30 protein-coding genes are annotated in these 22,801 nt (G+C 36.4%); 22 read left to right on the forward strand and 8 right to left on the reverse strand.

Going from position 1 to position 22,801, the window contains the following annotated elements:
* The 7 genes from BAMA_RS24770 to BAMA_RS21760 form a co-directional block, all read left to right on the forward strand.
* The coding region (locus BAMA_RS24770) for a hypothetical protein (protein ID WP_034643649.1) at positions 1 to 553 on the forward strand (553 nt) is incomplete at its 5' end.
* Positions 553 to 1,608 carry a hypothetical protein gene (locus BAMA_RS21735; RefSeq protein ID WP_034643652.1) on the forward strand — a complete coding sequence of 352 codons (1,056 nt, stop codon included), beginning with the start codon at positions 553 to 555 and terminating at the stop codon, positions 1,606 to 1,608. The genes BAMA_RS24770 and BAMA_RS21735, both read left to right, overlap by 1 nt.
* Before the next feature lie 13 nt (positions 1,609 to 1,621).
* On the forward strand, positions 1,622 to 1,954 hold the full coding sequence (locus BAMA_RS21740) for a hypothetical protein (RefSeq protein WP_051759053.1): 333 nt from the start codon (positions 1,622 to 1,624) through the stop codon (positions 1,952 to 1,954).
* A gap of 92 nt (positions 1,955 to 2,046) precedes the next feature.
* Positions 2,047 to 3,006 (forward strand): tyrosine-type recombinase/integrase, encoded by a 960-nt coding sequence (locus BAMA_RS21745; RefSeq protein WP_034643653.1) that lies wholly within the window; start codon positions 2,047 to 2,049, stop codon positions 3,004 to 3,006.
* A gap of 45 nt (positions 3,007 to 3,051) precedes the next feature.
* Positions 3,052 to 3,357: a hypothetical protein gene (locus tag BAMA_RS21750; protein WP_034643656.1), complete on the forward strand. Its 306-nt coding sequence runs from the start codon at positions 3,052 to 3,054 to the stop codon at positions 3,355 to 3,357.
* A gap of 14 nt (positions 3,358 to 3,371) precedes the next feature.
* Positions 3,372 to 3,578: a hypothetical protein gene (locus tag BAMA_RS21755; protein ID WP_034643658.1), complete on the forward strand. Its 207-nt coding sequence runs from the start codon at positions 3,372 to 3,374 to the stop codon at positions 3,576 to 3,578.
* Positions 3,578 to 4,366, forward strand: a complete 789-nt coding sequence (locus BAMA_RS21760; protein ID WP_051759054.1) for an N-acetylmuramoyl-L-alanine amidase — start codon at positions 3,578 to 3,580, stop codon at positions 4,364 to 4,366. Before BAMA_RS21755 ends, BAMA_RS21760 begins: the two co-directional genes overlap by 1 nt.
* Before the next feature lie 39 nt (positions 4,367 to 4,405).
* On the opposite strand, the gene BAMA_RS21765 is transcribed toward BAMA_RS21760, so the two are convergent.
* Together BAMA_RS21765 and BAMA_RS21770 are read right to left on the reverse strand one after the other, a co-directional pair.
* Positions 4,406 to 5,137, reverse strand: coding sequence for a hypothetical protein (locus BAMA_RS21765; RefSeq protein WP_084158083.1), 732 nt, complete (start codon positions 5,135 to 5,137; stop codon positions 4,406 to 4,408).
* A 159-nt stretch (positions 5,138 to 5,296) separates the two neighbouring features.
* Complete coding sequence (locus BAMA_RS21770; RefSeq protein WP_034643660.1) at positions 5,297 to 5,506, reverse strand: helix-turn-helix transcriptional regulator; 210 nt, start codon at positions 5,504 to 5,506, stop codon at positions 5,297 to 5,299.
* Positions 5,507 to 5,654: 148 nt separating this feature from the next.
* Between BAMA_RS21770 and BAMA_RS21775 the strand changes: the two genes are divergently transcribed.
* The 4 genes from BAMA_RS21775 to BAMA_RS21790 all read left to right on the forward strand — a co-directional run bounded on the left by BAMA_RS21775 (position 5,655) and on the right by BAMA_RS21790 (position 7,998).
* A complete protein-coding gene (locus BAMA_RS21775) occupies positions 5,655 to 5,960 on the forward strand; it encodes a hypothetical protein (RefSeq protein WP_034643663.1) in 306 nt (101 codons plus the stop codon).
* A complete protein-coding gene (locus tag BAMA_RS21780; protein ID WP_034643665.1) occupies positions 5,957 to 6,139 on the forward strand; it encodes a hypothetical protein in 183 nt (60 codons plus the stop codon). The genes BAMA_RS21775 and BAMA_RS21780 overlap by 4 nt, the downstream gene beginning before the upstream one ends.
* 115 nt (positions 6,140 to 6,254) lie before the next feature.
* Positions 6,255 to 7,436, forward strand: coding sequence for an FtsK/SpoIIIE domain-containing protein (locus BAMA_RS21785; RefSeq protein ID WP_034643668.1), 1,182 nt, complete (start codon positions 6,255 to 6,257; stop codon positions 7,434 to 7,436).
* Positions 7,378 to 7,998, forward strand: coding sequence for a replication-relaxation family protein (locus BAMA_RS21790; protein ID WP_034643670.1), 621 nt, complete (start codon positions 7,378 to 7,380; stop codon positions 7,996 to 7,998). Before BAMA_RS21785 ends, BAMA_RS21790 begins: the two co-directional genes overlap by 59 nt.
* 342 nt (positions 7,999 to 8,340) lie before the next feature.
* On the opposite strand, the gene BAMA_RS25705 is transcribed toward BAMA_RS21790, so the two are convergent.
* The gene (locus BAMA_RS25705) at positions 8,341 to 8,484 is read right to left on the reverse strand and encodes a hypothetical protein (protein WP_235184500.1); all 144 of its coding nucleotides are present in this window, start codon (positions 8,482 to 8,484) and stop codon (positions 8,341 to 8,343) included.
* Between the two features lie 271 nt (positions 8,485 to 8,755).
* Entirely contained in the window at positions 8,756 to 10,015 is a 1,260-nt protein-coding gene (locus BAMA_RS25515) for a collagen-like domain-containing protein (protein ID WP_051759056.1), read from the reverse strand.
* 410 nt (positions 10,016 to 10,425) lie between these two features.
* On the opposite strand from BAMA_RS25515, the gene BAMA_RS24665 reads away from it, so the two are divergent.
* On the forward strand, positions 10,426 to 10,596 hold the full coding sequence (locus BAMA_RS24665) for a hypothetical protein (RefSeq protein WP_157406058.1): 171 nt from the start codon (positions 10,426 to 10,428) through the stop codon (positions 10,594 to 10,596).
* An 836-nt stretch (positions 10,597 to 11,432) separates the two neighbouring features.
* On the opposite strand, the gene BAMA_RS21800 is transcribed toward BAMA_RS24665, so the two are convergent.
* Both BAMA_RS21800 and BAMA_RS21805 read right to left on the reverse strand, forming a co-directional pair.
* Entirely contained in the window at positions 11,433 to 12,632 is a 1,200-nt protein-coding gene (locus tag BAMA_RS21800; protein WP_034643673.1) for a S8 family peptidase, read from the reverse strand.
* Between the two features lie 386 nt (positions 12,633 to 13,018).
* A complete protein-coding gene (locus BAMA_RS21805) occupies positions 13,019 to 13,237 on the reverse strand; it encodes a hypothetical protein (RefSeq protein ID WP_034643677.1) in 219 nt (72 codons plus the stop codon).
* 279 nt (positions 13,238 to 13,516) lie between these two features.
* Here BAMA_RS21805 and BAMA_RS21810 point away from each other — a divergent pair, with 279 nt between their 5' ends.
* From BAMA_RS21810 to BAMA_RS21825, 4 genes are all read left to right on the forward strand, one after another.
* A complete protein-coding gene (locus BAMA_RS21810) occupies positions 13,517 to 13,864 on the forward strand; it encodes a hypothetical protein (protein ID WP_034643680.1) in 348 nt (115 codons plus the stop codon).
* 314 nt (positions 13,865 to 14,178) lie between these two features.
* Entirely contained in the window at positions 14,179 to 14,490 is a 312-nt protein-coding gene (locus BAMA_RS21815; protein ID WP_034643681.1) for a PadR family transcriptional regulator, read from the forward strand.
* Positions 14,491 to 14,493: 3 nt separating this feature from the next.
* Positions 14,494 to 15,039, forward strand: a complete 546-nt coding sequence (locus BAMA_RS21820; RefSeq protein WP_034643685.1) for an HAAS signaling domain-containing protein — start codon at positions 14,494 to 14,496, stop codon at positions 15,037 to 15,039.
* 6 nt (positions 15,040 to 15,045) lie between these two features.
* The gene (locus BAMA_RS21825) at positions 15,046 to 15,843 is read left to right on the forward strand and encodes a DUF4097 family beta strand repeat-containing protein (protein WP_034643687.1); all 798 of its coding nucleotides are present in this window, start codon (positions 15,046 to 15,048) and stop codon (positions 15,841 to 15,843) included.
* A gap of 28 nt (positions 15,844 to 15,871) precedes the next feature.
* On the opposite strand, the gene lexA is transcribed toward BAMA_RS21825, so the two are convergent.
* Complete coding sequence (gene lexA / locus BAMA_RS21830; RefSeq protein WP_034643688.1) at positions 15,872 to 16,492, reverse strand: transcriptional repressor LexA; 621 nt, start codon at positions 16,490 to 16,492, stop codon at positions 15,872 to 15,874.
* Between the two features lie 146 nt (positions 16,493 to 16,638).
* Between lexA and BAMA_RS21835 the strand changes: the two genes are divergently transcribed.
* Positions 16,639 to 17,295, forward strand: a complete 657-nt coding sequence (locus BAMA_RS21835; RefSeq protein ID WP_034643689.1) for a YneB family resolvase-like protein — start codon at positions 16,639 to 16,641, stop codon at positions 17,293 to 17,295.
* Positions 17,296 to 17,340: 45 nt separating this feature from the next.
* On the forward strand, positions 17,341 to 17,580 hold the full coding sequence (locus tag BAMA_RS21840) for a DUF896 domain-containing protein (protein WP_034643691.1): 240 nt from the start codon (positions 17,341 to 17,343) through the stop codon (positions 17,578 to 17,580).
* A 24-nt stretch (positions 17,581 to 17,604) separates the two neighbouring features.
* Here BAMA_RS21840 and BAMA_RS21845 read toward each other — a convergent pair whose 3' ends face one another.
* Positions 17,605 to 19,191, reverse strand: coding sequence for a bifunctional metallophosphatase/5'-nucleotidase (locus BAMA_RS21845; RefSeq protein ID WP_034643692.1), 1,587 nt, complete (start codon positions 19,189 to 19,191; stop codon positions 17,605 to 17,607).
* A 180-nt stretch (positions 19,192 to 19,371) separates the two neighbouring features.
* Between BAMA_RS21845 and BAMA_RS21850 the strand changes: the two genes are divergently transcribed.
* The 4 genes from BAMA_RS21850 to phnE (BAMA_RS21865) all read left to right on the forward strand — a co-directional run bounded on the left by BAMA_RS21850 (position 19,372) and on the right by phnE (BAMA_RS21865) (position 22,758).
* Positions 19,372 to 20,310, forward strand: a complete 939-nt coding sequence (locus tag BAMA_RS21850) for a phosphate/phosphite/phosphonate ABC transporter substrate-binding protein (RefSeq protein WP_034643694.1) — start codon at positions 19,372 to 19,374, stop codon at positions 20,308 to 20,310.
* A gap of 86 nt (positions 20,311 to 20,396) precedes the next feature.
* The gene (gene phnC, locus BAMA_RS21855; RefSeq protein WP_034643697.1) at positions 20,397 to 21,170 is read left to right on the forward strand and encodes a phosphonate ABC transporter ATP-binding protein; all 774 of its coding nucleotides are present in this window, start codon (positions 20,397 to 20,399) and stop codon (positions 21,168 to 21,170) included.
* On the forward strand, positions 21,167 to 21,958 hold the full coding sequence (phnE, locus tag BAMA_RS21860; RefSeq protein WP_034643698.1) for a phosphonate ABC transporter, permease protein PhnE: 792 nt from the start codon (positions 21,167 to 21,169) through the stop codon (positions 21,956 to 21,958). The genes phnC and phnE (BAMA_RS21860) overlap by 4 nt, the downstream gene beginning before the upstream one ends.
* Positions 21,955 to 22,758, forward strand: coding sequence for a phosphonate ABC transporter, permease protein PhnE (phnE, locus tag BAMA_RS21865; protein ID WP_034643701.1), 804 nt, complete (start codon positions 21,955 to 21,957; stop codon positions 22,756 to 22,758). Before phnE (BAMA_RS21860) ends, phnE (BAMA_RS21865) begins: the two co-directional genes overlap by 4 nt.
* Positions 22,759 to 22,801: the final 43 nt, after the last annotated feature.

Here is a 22,801-nt window from a genome sequence, read left to right on the forward strand (position 1 = left end):
ATGTGGCATTGTGCATGGTACGGTAGATCAGGTAGACACATCAGAAATATTTCATCAATTTCAGGACTGGTTTGAACGCATGAAAGAAAAAGGGAACTCTGAGTTGGCAGCATGGACAAATGAGCAGAAGCAATTGTTTATTGATTGGTTTAATGGGTTAAAAGACATCCTTTCTCAAAATGCTGAAACAAATATTCTCAATAAAATTCATGATATTGAAGTTGAAATCGGAGAACTGTTGCAGCTTAAGACAATTAACAAATCATCTGTGGTAGGTGCAATCAACGAACTTGCGGATAATTACAATAAGGTTGCAACTGATTACGATAATTATGGCATTGCTAGGAAGGCAGAATGGCGACGACAAAACGGGACAATATTTAGAAAATCAGCGCTTTCCAATCCTGATGCGCGTGGGAATTACCAGTCACAGCAATTGATCTATTACGCAGAAAACGGGACAACTGCTGTAAAAACGCAACAATGGGCTTACACATATGATAATAGAGACAATGAGACTAGCGAAACATTAATAAGTGAGGTGTTCCATTAATGCCATTTCTAGAAGCGCACGGCATCGGTAGAAGGAAGATAAAAAGATTTGAAGTGGTGGAAGCAGTCGATAAGCTACAGTTTCCTATAGTTCGCTCAATGGTTCTTAGAAGTTCGCATAGATACGTTGGGGTGGACTTGCATAAAAAAGAATATATTTTTCAATGTACACCAATTACCGAATATAGAAGTTATTTTTATGTTTATAAAATGAATGATTTTTCTTTAATTAAAGAATTCGAGTTGCCATTTGAATATCAAAATTTCTATAAAGCTTTTGTTGTAGACGGACTACTATTTGTATGTGGTTATGATGCCAATTTAAACGATAGGTATGAGCGGACATTTGTTTATGACATGAATACATGGTCGGAAGTTACATCGTTTACTTGTGCAGTATCAGAAATAGTTAGCATTGATGCGAACAATATTTATGCTCTTACAGTTTCACCAGGGGATGGCTCATCTAGCTTTACAGTAATATCAAGAAAAGATTATACGAAAACTAAGTTGAAACCACCTGGGGTAAACGCAGCACAATATACAATACTTAAACCTACGAATTATGTTTATTATTATGACTTTTACGATAGATCAAAAAGAGGCATTTTATCACCTTCAGGTGTTTTAGTGAAAAACGATCCAGATGGTCGTTTTATTGATGCGCAAGCTATTGTGTTGAATGGTGAGATGCTGTATTTATTCTCATATACTTATGAATATGGGTATTTAGTTAAAGTTTCCTATTTTGATAAAAACTTTAATTTCATCAAGCAAGAATCTTTAAATACTGATTTTTCTAGAACTCCGTATGTATGGTCTATGGCGTATATTCATAATCGTGGTTCAACGATGACAGTAGGTGGTGGGGGTTTAGCATCTTTTAAACTTGAGAATGGCTTTTTTGTAGATGGAACTGAAACCTATGCTAAACGAAAAGGTACTTTTCCGATTGGGACTCTTATGCATGCTTATGATGACGCATACGGAGCTGTTTTTATAGTAAGGGATGAAACAGAAATAAAAGCTGTGAAATCCTATGTTGATTTAGCGTAAGGAGTGAAAAAATATGATTTATATTAAGTATAACAATACTGGGGAAATTGAATTGATTCATAGCGCGCCTTTCCATAGTGAATTAGGATTAGGCAAAACAAAAGAAGAACTAGAAAAAGAAGGATTTTTCGTTAATTCGATACCCGAAGCAGAGCATCGTGAAGGTAAGGTTGCGATACTTAAATGTAACGTTACAACAAAGACTTTGTATTACTTATATGTAGACAAGCCTTTGACGCAAGAAGAAGTTTTGAAGAATTTGCAAAAAGAAAATGAGGAGTTAAAACGAAACCAAAAGCTTATGTGGGAAAAGATAGAGGAATTAATGAAAAGCATACCCAAGTAGGCTTTTTTGTTTTGTATAAAATACGGCTTATATAATGATTGTAGATGAAGAGAGGCGTTGTCTCTCTTTTTATTTTCCAGGAGGCGATCGATATGAAAAGAATAGTAGACTCAGTTATTTACGAAACACATGTTAGTCGTTTTAACAAAAACTTAGTAAAAGACTTTCTTATTGAGAAAAAATCGCAAGGAAAAGCAAAAAGCACTCTACAGCAATATAAGTGGGATTTACGTATTATCTTATATTTGGTTTATCAGCATTTTGAAAATAAACAACTTGTTGATTTAAATCGAAAAGACATTCGAAATCTATGCATTATTTTTCAAGAAATGGGAATGTCGAATGCAAGGGTAAACGGACTAATGAGCGCATTACGATCAACATTAGAATTTTGCGCAGATGATGACGATTATTTGTATGAATTTAATGTGGGTTCACGCGTTAAAGGCCTTCCTAAAAATCCAGTAAGGGAGATCACTTTCATTCTTGAAGAAGACATTAATTGGTTAATTGATGAGTTAGTGAATCAGGAAAGGTACATGTTAGCAACTTACTTGTCTCTTTCGTATTATAGCGCAGCCAGAAAAAATGAAGTATACCAGGTGCAAAAGGAAGCATTAGGTGAAAGGTACTATACAAACAGGGTTCGAGGGAAACGCAGTAAGAAGTTTAGGCTTTACTATAACGATAAGGTACAGGAGTGTATTAAATTGTATTTAAATCAACGTGGTAAAGATACAATCCCTGGTTTATTCGTAAGAGTATACAAAAATGGAGCAAGAAGACCTGTACACAAAAGTGCATTCAACTACTGGTGCGAAATTTTTTCTAAGATGTTACACGCGAAAAATGGACAAGAAGTACATGTTAACCCACATTGTTTTCGTCATAGTCGATTAGATAATTTAAAAGTTCAAGGAGTTCCATTAGAAAAGCTAAAGTCTTTAGCAAATCACTCAGATATATCTACAACACAATCCTACCTCAAGGAAAGAAACGAAGAAGATATTGCAGAGATATTTAAAATGGATCCGAAGTTATTTGTAGCTTAGAGCAACTTGTTGGTTGCTCTTTTTATTTTGGAAGGAGTGAGAACAATGGAACAAAAAGATTTTGAGCGTATTGCAAAGCTGGAAGTAAAACTTGAATCGATGAATGAAACGATGATTCGTATTGAAAAGAATTTAGTACGTAATCATGCAAACCAAATGACACGAAATGAAGTGGAAAAGATGTTTACATTACGTGATCGAGACATCGAAGATTTAAGAGATGAAATTGAAAACTTAAAAGAAGCCCCGGAGAAAGATGCAGCAACTAAACGCGCTAACTTATCAATTGTTATTTCATCACTAATGTTTGCTAGTTCATTAATTTTTAGTTTTTTAAACTATATGAAATAGAAGGAGTGTATTTGATGAATAAACAGCATATCAAGAAACGCTTGCGCAATTGGAAAACATGGGTTGCGCTTTTTTCATGTTTGGGATTAATCTTACAAGTATTTGGCGTCACGGGGTTCGAGGGTAATTTAGAAAAGGTACAGCAAGCAGTTTATCTATTTGGAATTGCATTAGGTATTTGGACGAGTCATGAAGAAACCGATAAAGGAGATGCTGAGTGATGAAAATCGGATTAAGATATGGACACACAATTTTAACGAATGGTAACAATACTTGCGCTGTAGGGTTGGTAAATGAGTATACGGAAGTACGACGAATCGGGAAACATGTTAAAGAGATGTTAGAATCACTAGGTCATACAGTTATTGATTGTACACCACCAGATTATACATGCCGAAATCAAGGCGAAGAACTTGCGTATGGGGTAAATAAAGCGAATAAAGCAGGAGTAGATTTATTTATTAGTTTGCATTTGAACGCATCGAATGGTGAAGGTGACGGTGTAGAGGTTTACTATTACAGTGGGGATGCAGAAGGAAAACGTCTTGCTCAAAGCGTATGTGACCAAATTGCAAAGTTCGGCTATGACAATCGTGGCGCTAGAACAAAAGCTTTATACGAGATTAATAATACACATATGCGAGCTATTTTAGTCGAATCATTCTTCATTGATAATAAAGCAGATGTTGCTAGATATAATAACGATCCACGCAAGATTGCAGCAGCTATTGTTACAGGGGTGACTGGAAAAGCTGTAAGTGGTGGTAGTTCCACACCTCAACAACCATCATACCGTATTAATATTGGCGACTTTGATTCCATCGAATGGACAGCGGCAGCTCTTACAAAAGTTAAAGAGATATTACCAGGTTACGGCGTGTGGACGAAATGTATCGAAGGCGGATACCATCGTATTCTTGTGGGCGACTTTAACAACAAACAATGGGCTGATAATACAATGGAAAAACTAAAAACATTAGGCTATGGTGCGTGGATTCAGACTGTATAACAAAGAAATCCAGTTCCTTTCGGAACTGGATTTCTTTGTTTATTTGTTCATTTCATTTAATGCTTTATCCATTTGGCGCTCATTAGCTAATGTAGAACCACTTGTTGCATTTTCTACACCACGGTAATTGTATTTAGAGTTTTGCCAGAAGTCGAAGGCGAAATCTTTTAATGGTTTTTCTGATGTGTTTTTATCAACTACTTGTGATTTGAAGATATTTGTTAACATGTACTCATGGTTAGATACATTTTTAATGTAATTTTTATCTTTATATTCTTTAATGATGTCATCACCAAATTGTTTAACTTCATCTTTAGATGGACTGTAATCGTGAGCATATTTGCTTACTTCATCAAATTTTTCAGTAGTAGTTTTTTCACTTGATGCTACTTCTTTAACCTTATTTCCCCAGTCAACTGTTTTAACAGTCTCTTCTGCAGCAGTGTCTTCTTTTTTAGGTTGTTCTTTCTTTTTTAGTAACCCAAAATCTAAAATAGTATCTACTTTGCTGTCATTAAACAATATGTAAACATAACCATCTTTTTCTACACCATCCAACACAGGATATTCATACTCAACAAGTGTCGGATTAGATTGATTAACGTTTTCTTTTCCTTTTCCGCCTACAATTTCCTCAACCTTTTTCATACTCATTTCTTTTTTGATTTGCTTAAACTCATCTTTAGAAATGGTTACTTCTTCTGAACCACATGCTGATAATACGGTTCCTATAAACGATAGTAATACTATAAACGATAGTGATTTTTTCAATATTGGACCTCCTAGTTGATAATAATAACTATATCATTATATCAAATATTGGAGATGTTGGGATTATCCATCAATATTCGGTTCGAATTTATGCTTTCCTTCTACAAAGATTTCATAAGTGTTCCTCCAACCCCCATAATAATCCACGTTATGTGAAAATTATGATGAGTTATCCTCATGATTTTCTTCAATCCAAATATCCTCCAGTTTCATTTCTAATACTCGTGCAATCTTGTATGCAACAGGCAATGTTGGGAATCCACCTTTAATTAAATTGGTCATTGCTGAGTTACTAATTCCGGCTTTCTTTGCCACATGAGTATACTTTATTCCTTTCTTATCTAAAATTTCTTTTAGTTCACTTTTCATATTTTCACATCCATTTAAAATTTTTAGCTTGTTTGTATAAATATTTTTCTATGGACAAGCAATATCCTTCTTTCTAGGTCATATACCTATATTACTTCCACTTGGAAGACTACAAAGAATCTAGGACAACAAGAGGGGGGATGAATATATGCGTAGGCAATATGACTACCTGAATACAACGCCATATCTATATCCATCAAAAGAATTACGCCAAATGTATAATCAGTCACAGTCTAGAGGAGAAGTGAAGTCTATCCTGAGTCATATGGAAAACCACGATGTGAATAACAAAGAATACAAAGGATACTTCAGTTTGTCGCAAATAATTGAAGAAGATCTGTATGGTGAAGAAGAGGAGATTATTGATTTTAAAGAGCTAATGAATCGGTACGAGATTGTGGCTACAAAGTCTGGTATTAAATTTAGGGAGAAAGATGAGGAGGAACAGCTATGATACTTGCAGCTGAAGCAGTGATTGTTTGGACGGCAACTGGTTTGTCTATATCTGTTATGAAAGCAGCTGAAAAGATGGGACGTGACATTCCACATTGGCTTCCACGTCTGACTATGTACACAACGCTCACAGGTTCGTTCTTATATCTTCTACGTTATGTTCTCGTTTTGTTTCTATGAGGGAATACGATGTGGAAGGGTAGGGCAATAGAAGCTGTAAATAGTAAGGCTTGACCTGTGCTATTCCAAAAAAGTGCAATGATATCCTTATAGGATATTAAAAGGGGAAATGTTTATGTTGGAGTTATTGACGGTTCCCGCAATAGCTGTTGCTTATGCATTAGTAGGTGATAAGTTCAAACGGAAAGAGGATGACAAAAAGAAGATTCAAGTGTTCTTTGAAGTAAGTGGAATCGCTATAAAGAGAGGAGATAAAATATTATATCCTACATTCCTTGAACAAAACGAGGATGATCGTAGTACAAATTATATATATAAATTACCTTTAGGGATGCCGAGTAAAATTATTCAAAAAGTAGAGGATGTAGTGAGTGAAGGACTAAGCAAGCCTGTTAAAATTCAATACGATAATTATAAATTAAAAGTTCGTGTGTTTCATCGAGAAATACCTGAGAAGTGGGATTGGTCTAAGGAGTTAATAAAACAAGGGAAATGGGAAGTACCAATGGGGCAAAGTCTAGAAAAATTAATTTATCACGATTTTGATAAAACCCCTCATATGGTGTTGGGTGGGCTTACAAGAATGGGAAAAACGGTCTTTCTTAAAAATATCGTAACATCACTTATTTCAGCGCAGCCCAATTATACTCATCTATATATCATTGACTTAAAAGGTGGATTGGAATTTGGTCCATATCAAAATTTAAAACAGGTCATTTCTGTTGCAGAAAAGCCGGATTATACTTTTCATGTTTTACTCTCAATCGTTAAAGAAATGGAAAAAGTAATGAAGTACATGAAAGTGGAGCAGTATACGAATGTTGTAGAAACAAATATAAAGGATAGGTATTTTATTGTTGTTGATGAAGGTGCAGAACTTTGCCCAGATAGAAGTATGAAAAAAGAACAACAAAAGTTGCTAGGGGCTTGTCAGCAAATGCTTTCTCATATTGCGCGTGTTGGTGGTGCGCTTGGTTTTAGATTAATCTTTTGTACACAATATCCAACTGGTGACACATTACCACGACAAGTAAAACAAAACTCAGATGCAAAGCTTGGTTTTAGATTGCCGACTCAAACAGCCTCACAGGTTGTAATTGATGAAAATGGTTTGGAATCCATTAGAAGTATACCTGGGCGTGCGCTTTTTAAAACAGATGGATTAACTGAAATACAGACACCCTTTATTTCTAATGAAAAGATGTGGGATATATTAAAAGAACATGAGGTGGAGAAACATGTACATTCAATCACACATCAAATTGAATCGTCAGATGACGATTTTGACCTCGATTAGAAAGTTGAAGTTTGCGACACGTAGGCATTTAATGGCTGTACATGATATGGGTGGCATACGGAACGCAAATCGTATTTTAAAGGATTTAAGCCTGTTCGTTAATACTACTGTGCATGGGAAAGAGTACGTATATTATTTAAATAAAAAAGGGCGCGCGCTATTTGATGATACAGAAAAGATTGTACCAACAATCCGTTTAGCGCACAGCCTTATGAGGAATGAAGCATGGCTCTATCTGTTTTGTCCAGAAGACTGGCAGATAGAAGCACCTATACGTTATAAAATAAATGATAAAAAGGAGACAATTATTCCGGACGTGAAATTTAAAGATGAAGCAGGGATATTAAATGCGGTTGAGATAGATCGTACACAGATGATGAATGTGAATAGTGAAAAAATGAGTCGGTATAAAGAATTCACCTTCTATTATAAAAACAAATATAATGGTAAGGTCCCTATAATTCACTTTTTCACGTTAACAGAATATCGACAAAAAAAGTTGGAACAGTTTGCAGCAAAGTATGGTATATATGTTAAGGTTTATGTGATTCCAGAGTTTTGAGAATGATTTAACTAAAGCACCCACAAACACCCACAAACACCCACGAGCTTGTGGGTGGGTTACCCACGAAGCACCCACAAAAATATAAAAGTGTATAGAATTCGGTGAAAGACATTTTGAATAAAACCTTTATAAATCAATGTATATAGAACCCTGTGAAATCATATAGTGAAATAAGATATGTTCCGAACGCAAGTTCACCAATGGGAACGCGATCAATATATGACTCTTTATTAAGAGTCCAAAACCCTTGACACATATGGTGTTGAGGGTTTTTTGTTTTGTTTTGACATGTTCCAAATGGAAATTTAGATTCGCCCCGCTTTTTTCCAGAATAAATTCTTACCCCGCATAATCATCGGATTTACTTTGTTCGTTTGCGATGATTTTTGGGGTGATATGCGAACGAATATCAGATGTGATTTCGATACTCTTATGCTCTAAACGCTCTTGAATGTATTTCGTTTCTACACTAGATTCTTTCATAATAACAGCATGTGAATGACGTAATTGATGTAAGTTGGCTTTTTTAGATTACGATCTAGTACATTTTTCAAAGCTGATTTCGGAAGAGTCTTTTCAGTCAAGATAAACACAAAATTACCACCTAGTTTTAATTTTTGTTCATTTTGTGCTTTTGTAATGCTTGAACTAATCTTTTTGATATCACAGTTTCACGCATTGCTTCTTTCTGTGTGTTTTATAAGTGTTTTTACGTCTTTTCCTTTTACATGTTTGGTGTGATTAAAAATTAAATTTAGGTTGGAGAAGGGAATCTTGCTGCTTCAAAATGAACAAATTGTGTAGAAGCTACAGTATAGGAAGTTGATGGGGAATTCCTAGCAAAAATGTTTATAGGAATTCCAGCTTGTAATTCGATGATGGTAGAAACTGTAATTGTGTTAATGAATAGAGCGCCTGCAGCGAGAGACTCTGTTTTTATAGCGCTTGGAATACCATCTACTTGAATTTCTAATGTCGTGGAAAACGGTGTAACTGCATCGATACTTATAGTAGCTTGAATAAGATAAACCCCATTTTGATTGGGTATAAATGTAGATGTAAGTGGATCATATTCATCGTTTAAATCAAATTCCTCAATTTGAAACATGACCTTTGTATTTCCTGTACCAATATTCTGTTGTTGATTGCTGGAAGCTCTGAACGCTGATTGTGGTCCTTGTGGTCCAGTGGGACCGATAGGCCCTGGTTCCCCTTGTGATCCTTGTGGTCCAGTGGGACCGATAGGCCCCGGTTCCCCTTGTGATCCTTGTGGTCCAGTGGGACCGATAGGCCCTGGTTCCCCTTGTGATCCTTGTGGTCCAGTGGGACCGATAGGCCCTGGTTCCCCTTGTGATCCTTGTGGTCCAGTGGGACCGATAGGCCCTGGTTCCCCTTGTGATCCTTGTGGTCCAGTGGGACCGATAGGCCCTGGTTCCCCTTGTGATCCTTGTGGTCCAGTGGGACCGATAGGCCCTGGTTCCCCTTGTGATCCTTGTGGTCCAGTGGGACCGATAGGCCCTGGTTCCCCTTGTGATCCTTGTGGTCCAGTGGGACCGATAGGCCCTGGTTCCCCTTGTGATCCTTGTGGTCCAGTGGGACCGATAGGCCCTGGTTCCCCTTGTGATCCTTGTGGTCCAGTGGGACCGATAGGCCCTGGTTCCCCTTGTGATCCTTGTGGTCCAGTGGGACCGATAGACCCCGGTTCCCCTTGTGATCCTTGTGGTCCAGTGGGACCGATAGACCCCGGTTCCCCTTGTGATCCTTGTGGTCCAGTGGGACCGATAGGCCCCGGTTCCCCTTGTGATCCTTGTGGTCCAGTGGGACCGATAGGCCCTGGTTCCCCTTGTGATCCTTGTGGTCCAGTGGGACCGATAGACCCTGGTTCCCCTTGTGATCCTTGTGGTCCAGTGGGACCGGGATTCTCTTGCAACTCCTGTGAACCGATCGGTCCGTTCTTTCCAGGAGGAATAAAATGTTGAAACGGTATATGTCTGTTATTTTTAAATCGACTCATTATATGCACCTACCTCTTATAGAAAAGAATGTCATAAACACTCATATGATATACAGTATGAACTTACGTATATGAAGGAATAAGGAGAGTACCTATTGAAGAGGTATTAGAATTAGGGAATCAAGCCTTATTTTACAAAGATTATGCAGTATGGAAATGAAATTTTGCAGTGGATTCAAAGTATAACAAGAAATGAAAAATAAAAAGAACCGTCAAAATTTTGGCGGTTCTTTTTATTATCCCGCATTAACGGGCTGTAAGACTCCAATCTCAAAACTTTAGAGAAAACGAAGAAGTTTAGATGGGAGATTAACAGCCCGTAAAAGCCCGATTGGTCGGGCTGACACTCAGTGGGAATGGAGAAAACCCCACTGAGTGAAGTTTCACTTTATATGTGTGAGGTCATAAGTATGAAGCTTGAATTTAATTTGAAAGTGGATTATCAGACGGATTTACTTATGAAACAGATTGCAAATAGTAGTTTAACTATGAAGAAAATGATTAAGAAAGTATTTTGTGTATTCGTATCGATAGGTAGGTCAGAGTGTACCATCATTCTATGTATGAAGGATTACTTATAGTAGCAAAGTGTGGTGCTCTTTATTTTGGGAGGAAAAGAGAGTGGCAAATCAACACTTTGATTAGTCTGAATATTTAGTTTTTATTCACCGAGATAAAGTGTACCATTCATCAAAAGAAGAATACAAAGAGGTAATTGTCTGCCCGATATGTAATGGGAGATTAATTCCTAAGATGACAGGTTGGAGACGAAAAAGAAACAGCTGATTTCGTTGTGATATGTGGAGAATTGGAATGATTTTTGTATCAAACAGAGGGCTAGGAGGGGAGTTTGCAGAAAAGAACCTCCTAAAGGGCTAGAGGTTCTTTTGGGTGAATTCATAAATGAATTAGAGTGTTACAAAGAAAACAACATTAGGTTTGGGAAGTTATACTTATTGTTACGTTTGTTATCTAGCCTTTTTTATAATAATGTTTCTTGTTGCATTTCTTCTTATTTTTCTTATTCTTGTTCTCTTTTTTATAGCCATTATGTTTTTCTTTACAGTAATCTTTTTTGTCACGACACATTTTTCTCACTTCCTTTACATTTTTGTTCTTGCATTATAAAGATATGCAAGTCCTAAGCGAGTGGTATCAGCTCGTCCCTAATTTTTTTTAGATTAAAGAAAATCCGCTTTTGAATAGATACATACGACTAACAAGAAAAGTGATAAGAAGTCAGCAAATAATAATTGTTTAATCTTTGAGGCACTATGCTAGTTGGCGGGATTTATCCCGCATTAACGGGCAGTAAGACTCCCGCCTCAAAACTTAGAGGATTCGGAGAAGTTTAGGTCGAAGACAGTAAGAATCCCCTACTTCAAGCGTCGTTAGACGATAAGTAGGGGTAGTTCAATTAGGACGCTTTATTTTCTTTCAATTGCTTCCCGTATTGCACAGCTTTACTTGCATTTACTCTTCCGTGCGTCCAGTACGAGCCTGTTCCGCTAATTTTATCAGATGTTGTTTCGATAATTTGGCGAATTTGAACGTTATTATAGCCTTGATTTGCTAATAATGCGGCAAGTCCTGCTACATGAGGTGCAGCCATTGAAGTCCCGCTTAATGATCTGTATGAACTTCCTGTATATGTGGAATAAATGCTTGAGCCTGGTGCGGCTACATCAACCCAGCTTCCGTAATTGGAGAATGAAGATTTTCGGTCTGCACTATCAGTTGAAGCGACAGCAATTACTTCATTATAATAAGCTGGGTAGTTAGCTTGTGTATTACCTGAGTTTCCAGCTGCTGCAACAATTACAGCACCTTTATTCCAAGCGTATTGCACAGCTTGTTGTAATGAAGTACCGCCAGTTGTAGCGCCTAAGCTTAAGCTAATTACTTTTGCACCTGAATCAGCAGCTTCTCTTATACCTTGAGCAACAGCAGCAAGTGTACCGCTTCCTTGGTTGTTTAATACCCGAACTGCATATATAGAAGCTTGTGGAGCAACTCCAGCAATGCCTACATTATTATTTGTAATTGCCCCTGCGATTCCTGCACAATGCGTCCCATGTCCATTTCCATCGTCAGATCGGTTATCGTTATCTACATAATCATGTCCATGAGTTACTTTAGCAGCTAGATCAGGATGTGAACTTTGTACACCTGTATCAATAATTGCAATTTTTACTCCAGGAGCACTTCTTTCACTATCCCATGCTTGTGGCGCTTGAATTTTTTGAAGGCCATATTGGTTATTAAAATGTGTATCATTTGGATTCCAAAACGCATGGAAATAATAATTTGGTTCCGCGTATTCTACGTAAGGGTTATTCTCAAGCATCTTCACGTTTTCTTCCACAGTACCTTTTAATAGTTTGATAACATGGAATCCTAACGTATCATCACTTGATACAATTGTTGCCCCTGTAGATTGTTGCAGTTCTTTTATTTTGTTGATTGGGGCGTCGTCTTTAAACTTCACAATGAGTTCGTTTGGAACATATTCGCTAGAAGTGGAAGTTGTTTCCGCATGTGAGACATCTGTGTTTGAAAAGAATCCTCCAAAAATAACCAATAAAGAAGATAGGAAAACAATGAATTTGTTTCTCAATAGACATTTCCTCCTTTGATTTCTGTTGTTTTTGCGAATGCTCTCTAATTAGCACTCCCTTTGAACTATATAGGTAGAACAAATGATTTATGACTTACCCGCAAAAATTGGAATAAACTGTATTGCTTATATTTCATATTGGTTTAGATATGATTTGTGAGTTCTGTTACACTATCTAAAGAAAAAAGATCGCTCTTCCATACATATTGCGTGGAAGAATAATCCGTTTTACCCCGCTATTTGCGGGCTGTAAGACTCCCACTTCAAAACTTGAGAGAAAACGAAGAAGTTTAAGTAGGAGATTAACAAGCCCGTAAAAGTCCGATTGGTCGGGCTGACACTCAGTGGGGGGTGGAGAAACCCCCACTGAGTGAAGTTTCACTTTACTACTTAGTAATTTTTTTTACAACCCATACAATAGGGAATATTATTGCTGCCATAAGGATAATGATAATGCTCAATATGACAGTTTGTGTTATCGTATAGCCAATTACAAAACCAATTCCGGTAGCTGTTCCGTCGAATCCTCTTAAACTATTAAGGAAAGCGATAATAAATAATATCCCAATAATTATAAATGAGATATTTTTTTTAGAGAATTGCATAATCTCTCCTCCTTGAAAGGTATAAATTCTTAATTCATAATAACAAACAAACGACATCTCATTTGTCATATCGTGTCGAACTTAAAGTTTGTGCTAAACCATTTCTTTAAAGTGTATAAAGTGAACATAAGAACTGGCGTTAGTAAAGTCACTATGAACTTTGTAGGTGGTGGCTTGTACTTTTTTTGGTACTAGCAACTGACAACCCCTCTTATGCATACACTGATATTGTGAACAATCAATATCAGATGACATGTACAAGAAAGGAGAAGTGACTGAATGGCGGATACTGCTGCCGGTTATTTTAAAAGGCTAGAGAGTATTGTGCGTGAGTTAGAAGAGGTTGAGAGTGAATACTATAATATGCAAAATGAAGTATCTAAGCTGAAATTACAATTAACTTCAAAAGAAGCGAGTTTATTGAATGAAGGGATGATTGACGGAAAAAACGAGCAACTACGGAACGCACAAATTTTTGACTATACAGCCGATATTCAAGTGAAGATTAATGAATTGGAACGAGGGATACATGGAAGAAGGGCAAAAATGAATGCGAAACGAAGAGGATTTGAAGTGATGCAATATTATGTTCGATTATTGGAAGCGTTAAATAATCAGAAAAGATAGAGTTGTAATGAGGTATGAATATTACATTCAAGCGGCACGCGGAATATAAGAAAAAGGAATTATCTTGTTAATGTATACGGGATGATTCCTTTTTCTTCAAATCCTTATTTCTTTATAATATGTTTTATTATCTCATGTTGTTTGTGAGAGGGGAAGTTCAAAGTGTTCATTTAGTAAGGTGTAGTAACAAACAGGCGGATGAATCAATTTAACTATTTATAAAACAGTACCTTGCATTAAACAATAGTTAGTGGTATATTATGGATAATGAGGTACCTTGCATTGAACAGTACTAAAAGAAAGGAGGCTTTTGTTTGAACGTCCAATTTAAGAAAGGGGTACTTGAGCTATGCGTTCTTGCCCTTGTGAAGAAAAGAGATTGTTACGGATATGAACTTGTTCAACAAATTTCAAATAAATTTTTTATATCAGAGGGATCAGTATATCCGTTGCTTCGAAGATTGACGAAAGAAGGATATTTTCAAACGTATTTGAAAGAATCTACGGAAGGGCCACCGCGCAAATATTATCAACTAACAGAACTTGGTGAACGCCAATTATACTTACTTGTAACAGAATGGCGTGAGTTTGCTAAAGGAGTACAAGAAATTATTGAAGAGGTGTAGCGAATGGGTAAAGAACAATTTTTAGAGCAGTTGTCGGGACATCTTAAGAGATTATCTGAAGAAGAGCGAAATGACATTTTATATGATTATAAAGAACATTTTCAGTTTGGAATAGAAGAAGGGAAAACGGAAGAGCAAATTGTGAGAGAGCTTGGCTCGCCTCGCATCATTGCGAAAGAAATATTAGCGTTATCACGGCTAGATGAAATGGAAAAAGATCCGTCAGCAACAAATATCTCAAGAGTTGTGATGGCTGCAGTTGGGCTAAGTTTATTTAATTTAATTATTGTAATTGGGCCGTTAGTTGCGATAGCTGGCGTATTATTAGCTTTATGGATTAGCAGCATTGCTTTTATATTGTCACCAATCTTAGCTGCGATAAAAATGATGGTTCTGCAATCTTTTATTCCATTTGATTTGTTTGCTTCAATTGCTTTACTTGGAATTGGCTTGCTTTTATTTGTTGCCGCGTATTATATGAGCCGTGCTTATAAACAGTTTTGTGTCCGTTATTTGCAATGGAATTTAAAAGTGATGAAAGGGCGGTAATTTGTTTTGAAAAAACTGTTATTGTTAGCTGTGTTTTGTATTGTTGTTGGAGGAATTGGAGCGGGTTTGACATGGAAGTCGTATGTAAAAACAACAAATAAAATGAAAGGGCGTGAAACAGAAAAGATTGAAGCGAATGAACATATAAAAAATATTCAAGTAAATCTTGAAGCTGGTGATGTGAAAATTGAAAAAGGAAAGGATTCCTCTTTTTATATAAAAAAATCTGCGATGTCAGAAGAACAAGAAGTTAATGTAGAAGAAAAAGGAGATACTTTAATTGTTGAAGGAGATATTGAGAATGAATTTACATTTGGTGTTTCTTTTTTTAAGGCACCAAAAATCACTGTTATTGTCCCGGATCGTGCATATCATAAAATAAAGTTGCATACGAAAGCCGGTGATGTGACAGTATTAAATTTAAATAGTGAGCGGGTTGATATACTAACAAATGCTGGAGATATAAATATGCAAAATGTAGTAGCGAGTGTAGTGGAAAATACTTCGAAGGAGGGAGATATTCAGACAAAGCGTGTTACGGGAGACGTGATAGCAAAGACGTTGAGCGGAGATGTAAATGTGCTAGGTCATGCTCCAATTCATGCAGTAACAGCTCATTCAAAAGAGGGAGACATCATGATTCGCTTATTAGAGAAACCAAAAAATGCGAAAATAATTGGTGAAACAAAAGAGGGGGATGTTGAAATCTTTCAAAAAGAAGATAAATTTGCGGAATTTGGAAGTGGTAAGGTCACGATAAAAGGAGAAACATTAGCAGGCGATGTAAAGGTAGAAGCGCGATAAAAATAGACCAGTATCACTGGTCTATTTTTTAGTGTAAATCACGATATACGCCAATAACTTTTCCAATTACCGATACTTGTTTTAAAATGATTGGTGCTAAAGATGAATTTTCAGGTTGTAAACGGAAATGATCTTTTTCTTTGTAGAAGCGCTTTACTGTTGCTTCGTTGTCTTCTGTTAAAGCAACAACAATTTCTCCGTTATATGCAGATTGCTGTTGACGAACAACAACTAAGTCCCCGTCTAGAATACCAGCTTCGATCATGCTATCTCCTGAAATACGTAACATAAACACTTTTTCAACTCCAGCAACAAGGTTTGCAGGAAGTGGGAAGTGCTCTTCAACGCTTTCAACTGCTGTAATTGGCAGACCAGCTGTAACTTTTCCGATGATTGGTACGTGTACAACATCACTAGTTTCTTCTTTAAAAGTATCTCCGTTTAAAATTTCAATTGCTCTTGGTTTTGTAGGGTCGCGGCGAATATACCCTTTTTCTTCTAAACGAGATAAATGTCCGTGCACAGTAGAGCTAGAAGCAAGGCCGACCGCTTGACCAATTTCACGTACGGAAGGTGGATATCCTTTTTCTTGTACTTTTTGTTTAATAAAGTCCAAAATGTCCTGTTGTCGCTTCGTTAATTTTTCCATTGTTATATTCACACCTCATTTTCTTTAAATTTTCTTACTTGTATTATAACATGTGAAAAAATATTCTACAAACATAAGTTCGAACAAAGTTCTGTTTTTATGGTACACTATGAAAATAGAACTTTGTTTTGGAAGAAGGGTTGCATATGGATGCGATTATTTATGCACGTGTGAGTACATCAAAAGAAGAACAAGAGACCTCTTTAGCACGTCAAAAAGATGAGTTATTATCTTTAGCAAAACAACATGGGATGAATGTTGTAAAAGTTGTAGCAGAGCAAGCGAGTGGTTACAGTATAGAGCGCGATGGTATGCTAGAGGTGTTAGATACAGTCCGTGATGAGAAAATCGATATTCTTCTTATTCAAGATGAGACTCGTCTTGGCAGGGGGAATGCAAAAATTGCACTTATGCATTGTTTGCAAAAAGAAGGTGTGAAAGTATACACATATACGCATAATGGTGAATTAGAATTGTCAGATGCAGATTCGATGGTTCTTGAAATAATTGGTCTTGTAGAAGAATATCAACGAAAAATTCATAATTTGAAAATTAAACGTGGAATGAAAAGAGCTGTGGAGAAAGGTTTTCGTCCTGAGCGAAACTTGAAAAATCGTCATTTGAGTACAGGGCGTGAAAAAAAAGAAGTACCAATTGAAGAGATTGTTCGTCTCCGCCGCAATGAATTAACATTTGAAGAAATTGCAGCGACGTTAAGAGGGTTTGGGCATAACGTGTCAAAAGCGACTGTGCATCGTCGTTATGTGGAATACACAAAGGGATTGCTTGATAAAGAAGAATAACTATTGTATGATAATAATCAGTTTTCATTGGAAGGGGGAGTCGAGATGATTAATCAAGAACTCATTGAACGTATTAACTTCTTAGCGAAAAAAGCAAAAACAGAAGGTTTAACTGAAGAAGAGCAACGTGAGCGTCAATCGCTCCGTGAACAATATTTAAAAGGATTTCGTCAAAATATGTTAAACGAACTTAAAGGAATTAAAGTTGTTAACGAAGAGGGCAAAGATGTTACTCCGGCGAAATTAAAAATGTTAAAAAAAGAAGCGAATAAAAAGCTGAACTAAAAGATGGGAAGAATCCCATCTTTTTTACTTTTGTACCTTCCAATTAAGATCTAAAGTTGCTTCGATTTGGCCATGTTTTAATAGGTAGTTTGTGATAATTTCTGTCATGTCAATTGAGATTTCTTTTATAACAGGCTTTCCTTTGTACATATGATAATCTCCGCCGCCACTTGCACGGTAATTATTCATAACAACATCAAATTCTTCTGTAAGAGACAGTGGTTCACCTTTATATTGAAGTGAAACAACCCTTTCCCCTATAGGTTTTGAAATGTTTAATATGTACGAAATACCATCCCACATATCATAGTTATAGTGCTGTGGTTTCGGGTCGATAAAAGCAGGGTTGACGACAATATTTTTCTGAATATCTAATGTGAAATATTCAGCTGATTTTTCGAGTGCGTCTTTTATATCTTGCCCCGTCACACGAAGTACTTTTAATGTGTTTGGATAAATGTAGTTTGAAATAATATCGCGCATTGTAATTTCATCAGGAAAGCCGGTCACTTTATTATGAAATAAGCTTGTGCAAGAAATCGTAACGTCAGCTATATCCATTTGTACTTTATTAATAAACTCCGTAAATGGATGCTTTTGTATCCTTGCCTGCATTACATCATCTATTTTCATATTTCCAGTGACTGTTCCAATCGGTCGTTCTAGCCATTTTTGTGTTTTTGTTTCATATGGTTGTAGCAATGTGAGTATCTGCTTATCTGGTTGAACTCCTTTTGTATATAGCAGCTCAGAGTTACAACTGTCGATAGACCATTTATTTGCTTCTTCTTTTAACGAAATTTTAATTTTTCCTAAAGATTCTCCGTTATATCCTCCTTGTAAAACAGTAACGCCATTTACTTTTATATGAGAAATAAAACGATGTTGGTGTCCTGTTATCAGTACATCAATTCCTTCTACTTCTTTGCATATGGAGAAACCTTGGTTTTCCCCAGTTAAATTTTCCGTTGGTTCCCCAGTATGTAAATCACGTTCAAATCCTCCGTGATACGCTACAATCATTACATCAGGTTGTTCCTCTTGTCGAATGTGAGAAACCCAGTTTTTTGTTGCCTCTAAAGCATCTTCAAATACTACATTTTGAATGTGGTCTGGCTCTTCCCAGTTTGGAATATAGTGCGTTGTCACACCAAGTATGGCTACCTTTATATTCGGTTCAATATGCTTTATGAGATAAGGTTTCCCAAAATAAGGTGCCATCGTGTCTTTATGTAAAGTATTTGCTGCTAAATAAGACATGTTTGCTTCTTCAACTGCTCTATTTAAGTGGAGCATACCGTAATTAAACTCATGGTTCCCGATTACAGCTGCATTATAACCGATATGATTAGCTGCTATCATCATTGGATTTTTTTTCTCATTCATTTGTTTTGCATGACAATATGTAAGTGGAGTACCTTGAATAAAATCTCCATTATCAATTACAATTACATGCTTATTCTTTTTTCGTTCTTCTTGAATAAGAGTAGAAACCTTTGCTAGCCCATGTTCTGCTACCTCATTATTCCCATATTGAATGGGATAGACCGTTCCGTGGACATCAGTTGTTACTAGTACGCTTATTATCACGTTTTTTTCGGTTAATTTCATGACCTAGTTGCCCCTTTCATATAGTTTTATGGATAAATTTTACCAAATAATCATAAATAATAGAGTATAAAGATTGTTTAAAAACTGTAAATTTTTTGTAAATAAAGAATAATTTATAAATTTCCGTGCTATATTTCTATTTGTTTACAGTTTATCATTTCGAAAATTGGAGGTTTGGACATGTTTAAAAAGGTTTTAGCAGTAGGTGCAACAACATTATTAGCAATTGGACTATTTAGTGGATGTGGAACAAAGGAAACAAATGTAAAAGACAGCGAAACTGCAGAAAAAGGTTATGTGCCCAAAACGTTAAATGTTCAATTTGTTCCTTCGCAAAATGCGGATACGCTTGAAGCGAAGGCAAAACCGTTAGAAAAATTATTGAGTGATGAGCTTAACATTCCCGTAAAAGTAAGTGTATCTACAAATTACAACACAATTGTAGAAGCAATGGCATCAAAACAAGTAGATGTAGGATTTTTACCGCCAACAGCATACGTATTAGCAAAAGAAAAAGATGCGGCCAATGTTATTTTGCAAGCACAGCGCTACGGTGTAAATGATGAAACAGGACAACCAACAGAAGAGTTAGTTGACTTTTATAAATCACAATTTGTTGTAAAGAAAGATTCTAATATTAATAGTATTGAAGATTTAAAAGGTAAGAAAATTGGCTATCAAGATGTTACGTCTTCAGCAGGATATGTATGGCCGGCAGCTGTTTTAATGGAAAAGGGAATTGATCCGTTAAAAGATGTACAACCCGTTACATTAAAAGGACATGATCAAGCAATTATTGCACTTTTAAATGGTGATGTAGATGCAGCTGTTGTGTTCCAAGATGCTCGCAACGTCGTAAAGAAAGATTATCCAGATGTGTTTGAGCAAACGAAGATTGTCAAATTTACAGAGAAAATTCCAAATGACACAATTACAGTACGTTCTGATATGGATAAAGAGTGGGTACAAAAAATACAAGATGCGTTTATTGAAATAGGAAAGAATGAAGAAGGTCATAAAATTATTAAAGAAGTATATTCACATGAAGGATATATTAAGTCAGATGATAGCAAGTTTGATATTGTTCGCGAATACGGAAAGAAAGTAAAAACACAGTAATGATATGAAGAGATCACTTCGTTAATCGAAATTATCGTTTGGCGGAGTGATTCCTTTAGACAACTTGTAGAAAGTAGGTATCATTCTTGATAGAATTCCATAACGTTTCAAAAATATACGACAACGGTACGAGAGGATTAAACAATATAAATTTAAAGATTCATAAAGGGGAGTTTGTCGTTATAGTTGGGTTATCTGGGGCGGGGAAATCAACGCTTCTTCGGTCAATTAATCGCTTGCATGAGATTACGACAGGCGAAATCTTTATTGGGAACCAGTCTATTACTGTGGCAAAAGGAAAGGAATTACGCTGCATTCGCCGTGATATTGGAATGATTTTTCAAAATTTCAACCTCGTGAAGCGGTCTACTGTATTAAAAAATGTGTTAGCTGGTAGAGTTGGTTATCATTCTACAATTCGTACAACGTTAGGGTTATTTCCGAAAGAGGATGTAGAGTTAGCATTTCGTGCATTGGAGCGTGTCAATATTTTAGAGAAAGCATATGAGCGTGCTGATCAATTGTCTGGTGGACAACAGCAGCGTGTTTCAATTGCAAGAGCACTTGCGCAAGAAGCAAAAATTATTTTAGCTGATGAGCCGGTTGCTTCGTTAGATCCGCTAACAACGAAGCAAGTAATGGATGATTTGAAAAAAATTAATCAAGAGTTCGGTATTACAACGGTAGTAAATTTACATTCCATTGATTTAGCCAGAAAATATGCAACGCGTATTATCGGTTTGCATGCAGGCGAGATTGTTTTTGATGGCCCTGTAGAAGAAGCGACAGATGAGAGGTTTACTGAAATTTATGGTAGACCAGTTAAAGATGAAGAATTTTCAGGGGTGCAAGTGCAATGAATAGCGTGATAATAGAGTCGAAAATGAAGCAAAAGCCACGGAAATTAAAACACATATTAACGGGTGTATTGCTTGTTCTGCTCTTGTGGGGAAGTAGTATACAAGTAGATGCATCATTTGCAAAGCTCATTATGGGACTGCCTAACATGGGAGATTTGTTAAAAGAAATGGTACCACCAGATTGGGGTTACTTTAAAGTTATTACAGGAGCAATTTTGGATACGATTCGTATGGCAATCTTAGGAACAACATTTGGCGCCATTATTGCGGTGCCACTTGCGCTATTATCCGCAAATAATGTATTCCCATCGTTTTTGTATAGACCTGCTCGGTTTATTTTAAATATTGTCCGTACAATACCAGATTTATTATTAGCAGCAATTTTTGTTGCCATTTTTGGAATTGGACCGTTACCTGGAATTTTAGCACTTACAGTGTTTTCAATTGGTATTATCGCCAAATTATTATATGAGTCAATTGAAGCAATTGACCGTGGGCCGTTAGAAGCAATGACAGCAGTTGGTGCGAATAAAGTGCAGTGGATTGTTTATGCAGTTGTCCCGCAAATTACAGCACATTTTGTTTCTTATGTATTATATACATTTGAAGTGAATGTAAGGGCAGCAGCAGTATTAGGATTAGTTGGAGCTGGGGGAATTGGATTGTACTATGATCAAACGCTCGGATTTTTACAATATGATCAAACAGCATCAATTATTATTTATACACTGATTGTTGTTTTAATTATTGATTATATTAGCGCATCATTACGGGAGAAACTGTTATGAATATAACGACAAAGCAAATTCCGCAGCGTAAAAAAACAAAGGCGTATCGTTTTGTTATTTACGGTTTACTGCTAATGATATACGTATGGGCGTTTTCCGGTGTGCCAGTTGATGGGATAAAAGATACAGCAGGACAAATAACAAAAGCAATTATGAGTGGGATATTTAACCCGGACTGGGATTATGTTTCATTACCGGATGGTGAAGATTTATTACATGGGCTTGTAGATACGTTAGCAATTGCAGTGCTTGGAACGTTTATTTCTGCCTTACTTTGTATTCCGTTTGCATTTTGGGCAGCAACAAATATGAGCAAAAAGAGAGCTGTGTCTGGATCTGGAAAATTTGTATTAAGTTTTATTCGTACGTTTCCAGAGATTGTAATGGCACTTCTTTTTATAAAAGCAGTTGGACCTGGATCATTTGCTGGCGTACTTGCATTAGGATTACATTCAATCGGAATGCTTGGGAAATTGTATGCAGAAGGTATTGAAAATATAGACAATGGACCGGTAGAAGCGCTAGTTGCGACGGGAGCAAATCGTTTTCAAGTGCTTATGTATGCGGTGTTTCCACAAGTATTACCTGACTTTTTATCGTACACATTGTATCGTTTTGAAATTAATGTTCGTTCCGCATCCATTTTAGGTGTCATTGGAGCAGGTGGTATTGGAACACCGCTTATCTTTGCATTGAGTTCACGGAATTGGTCTCGTGTTGGGATTATTTTACTTGGAATTATCATTATGGTGATGATTATTGATTTTATTTCAAGTTCGATTCGAAAGCGGATAGTGTAACGCGGCTAGAAAAAATAAAAAACTTCTTCTATATTTATATAGA

The organism is Bacillus manliponensis (assembly GCF_000712595.1).
In the GTDB taxonomy this organism is placed as follows: domain Bacteria; phylum Bacillota; class Bacilli; order Bacillales; family Bacillaceae_G; genus Bacillus_A; species Bacillus_A manliponensis.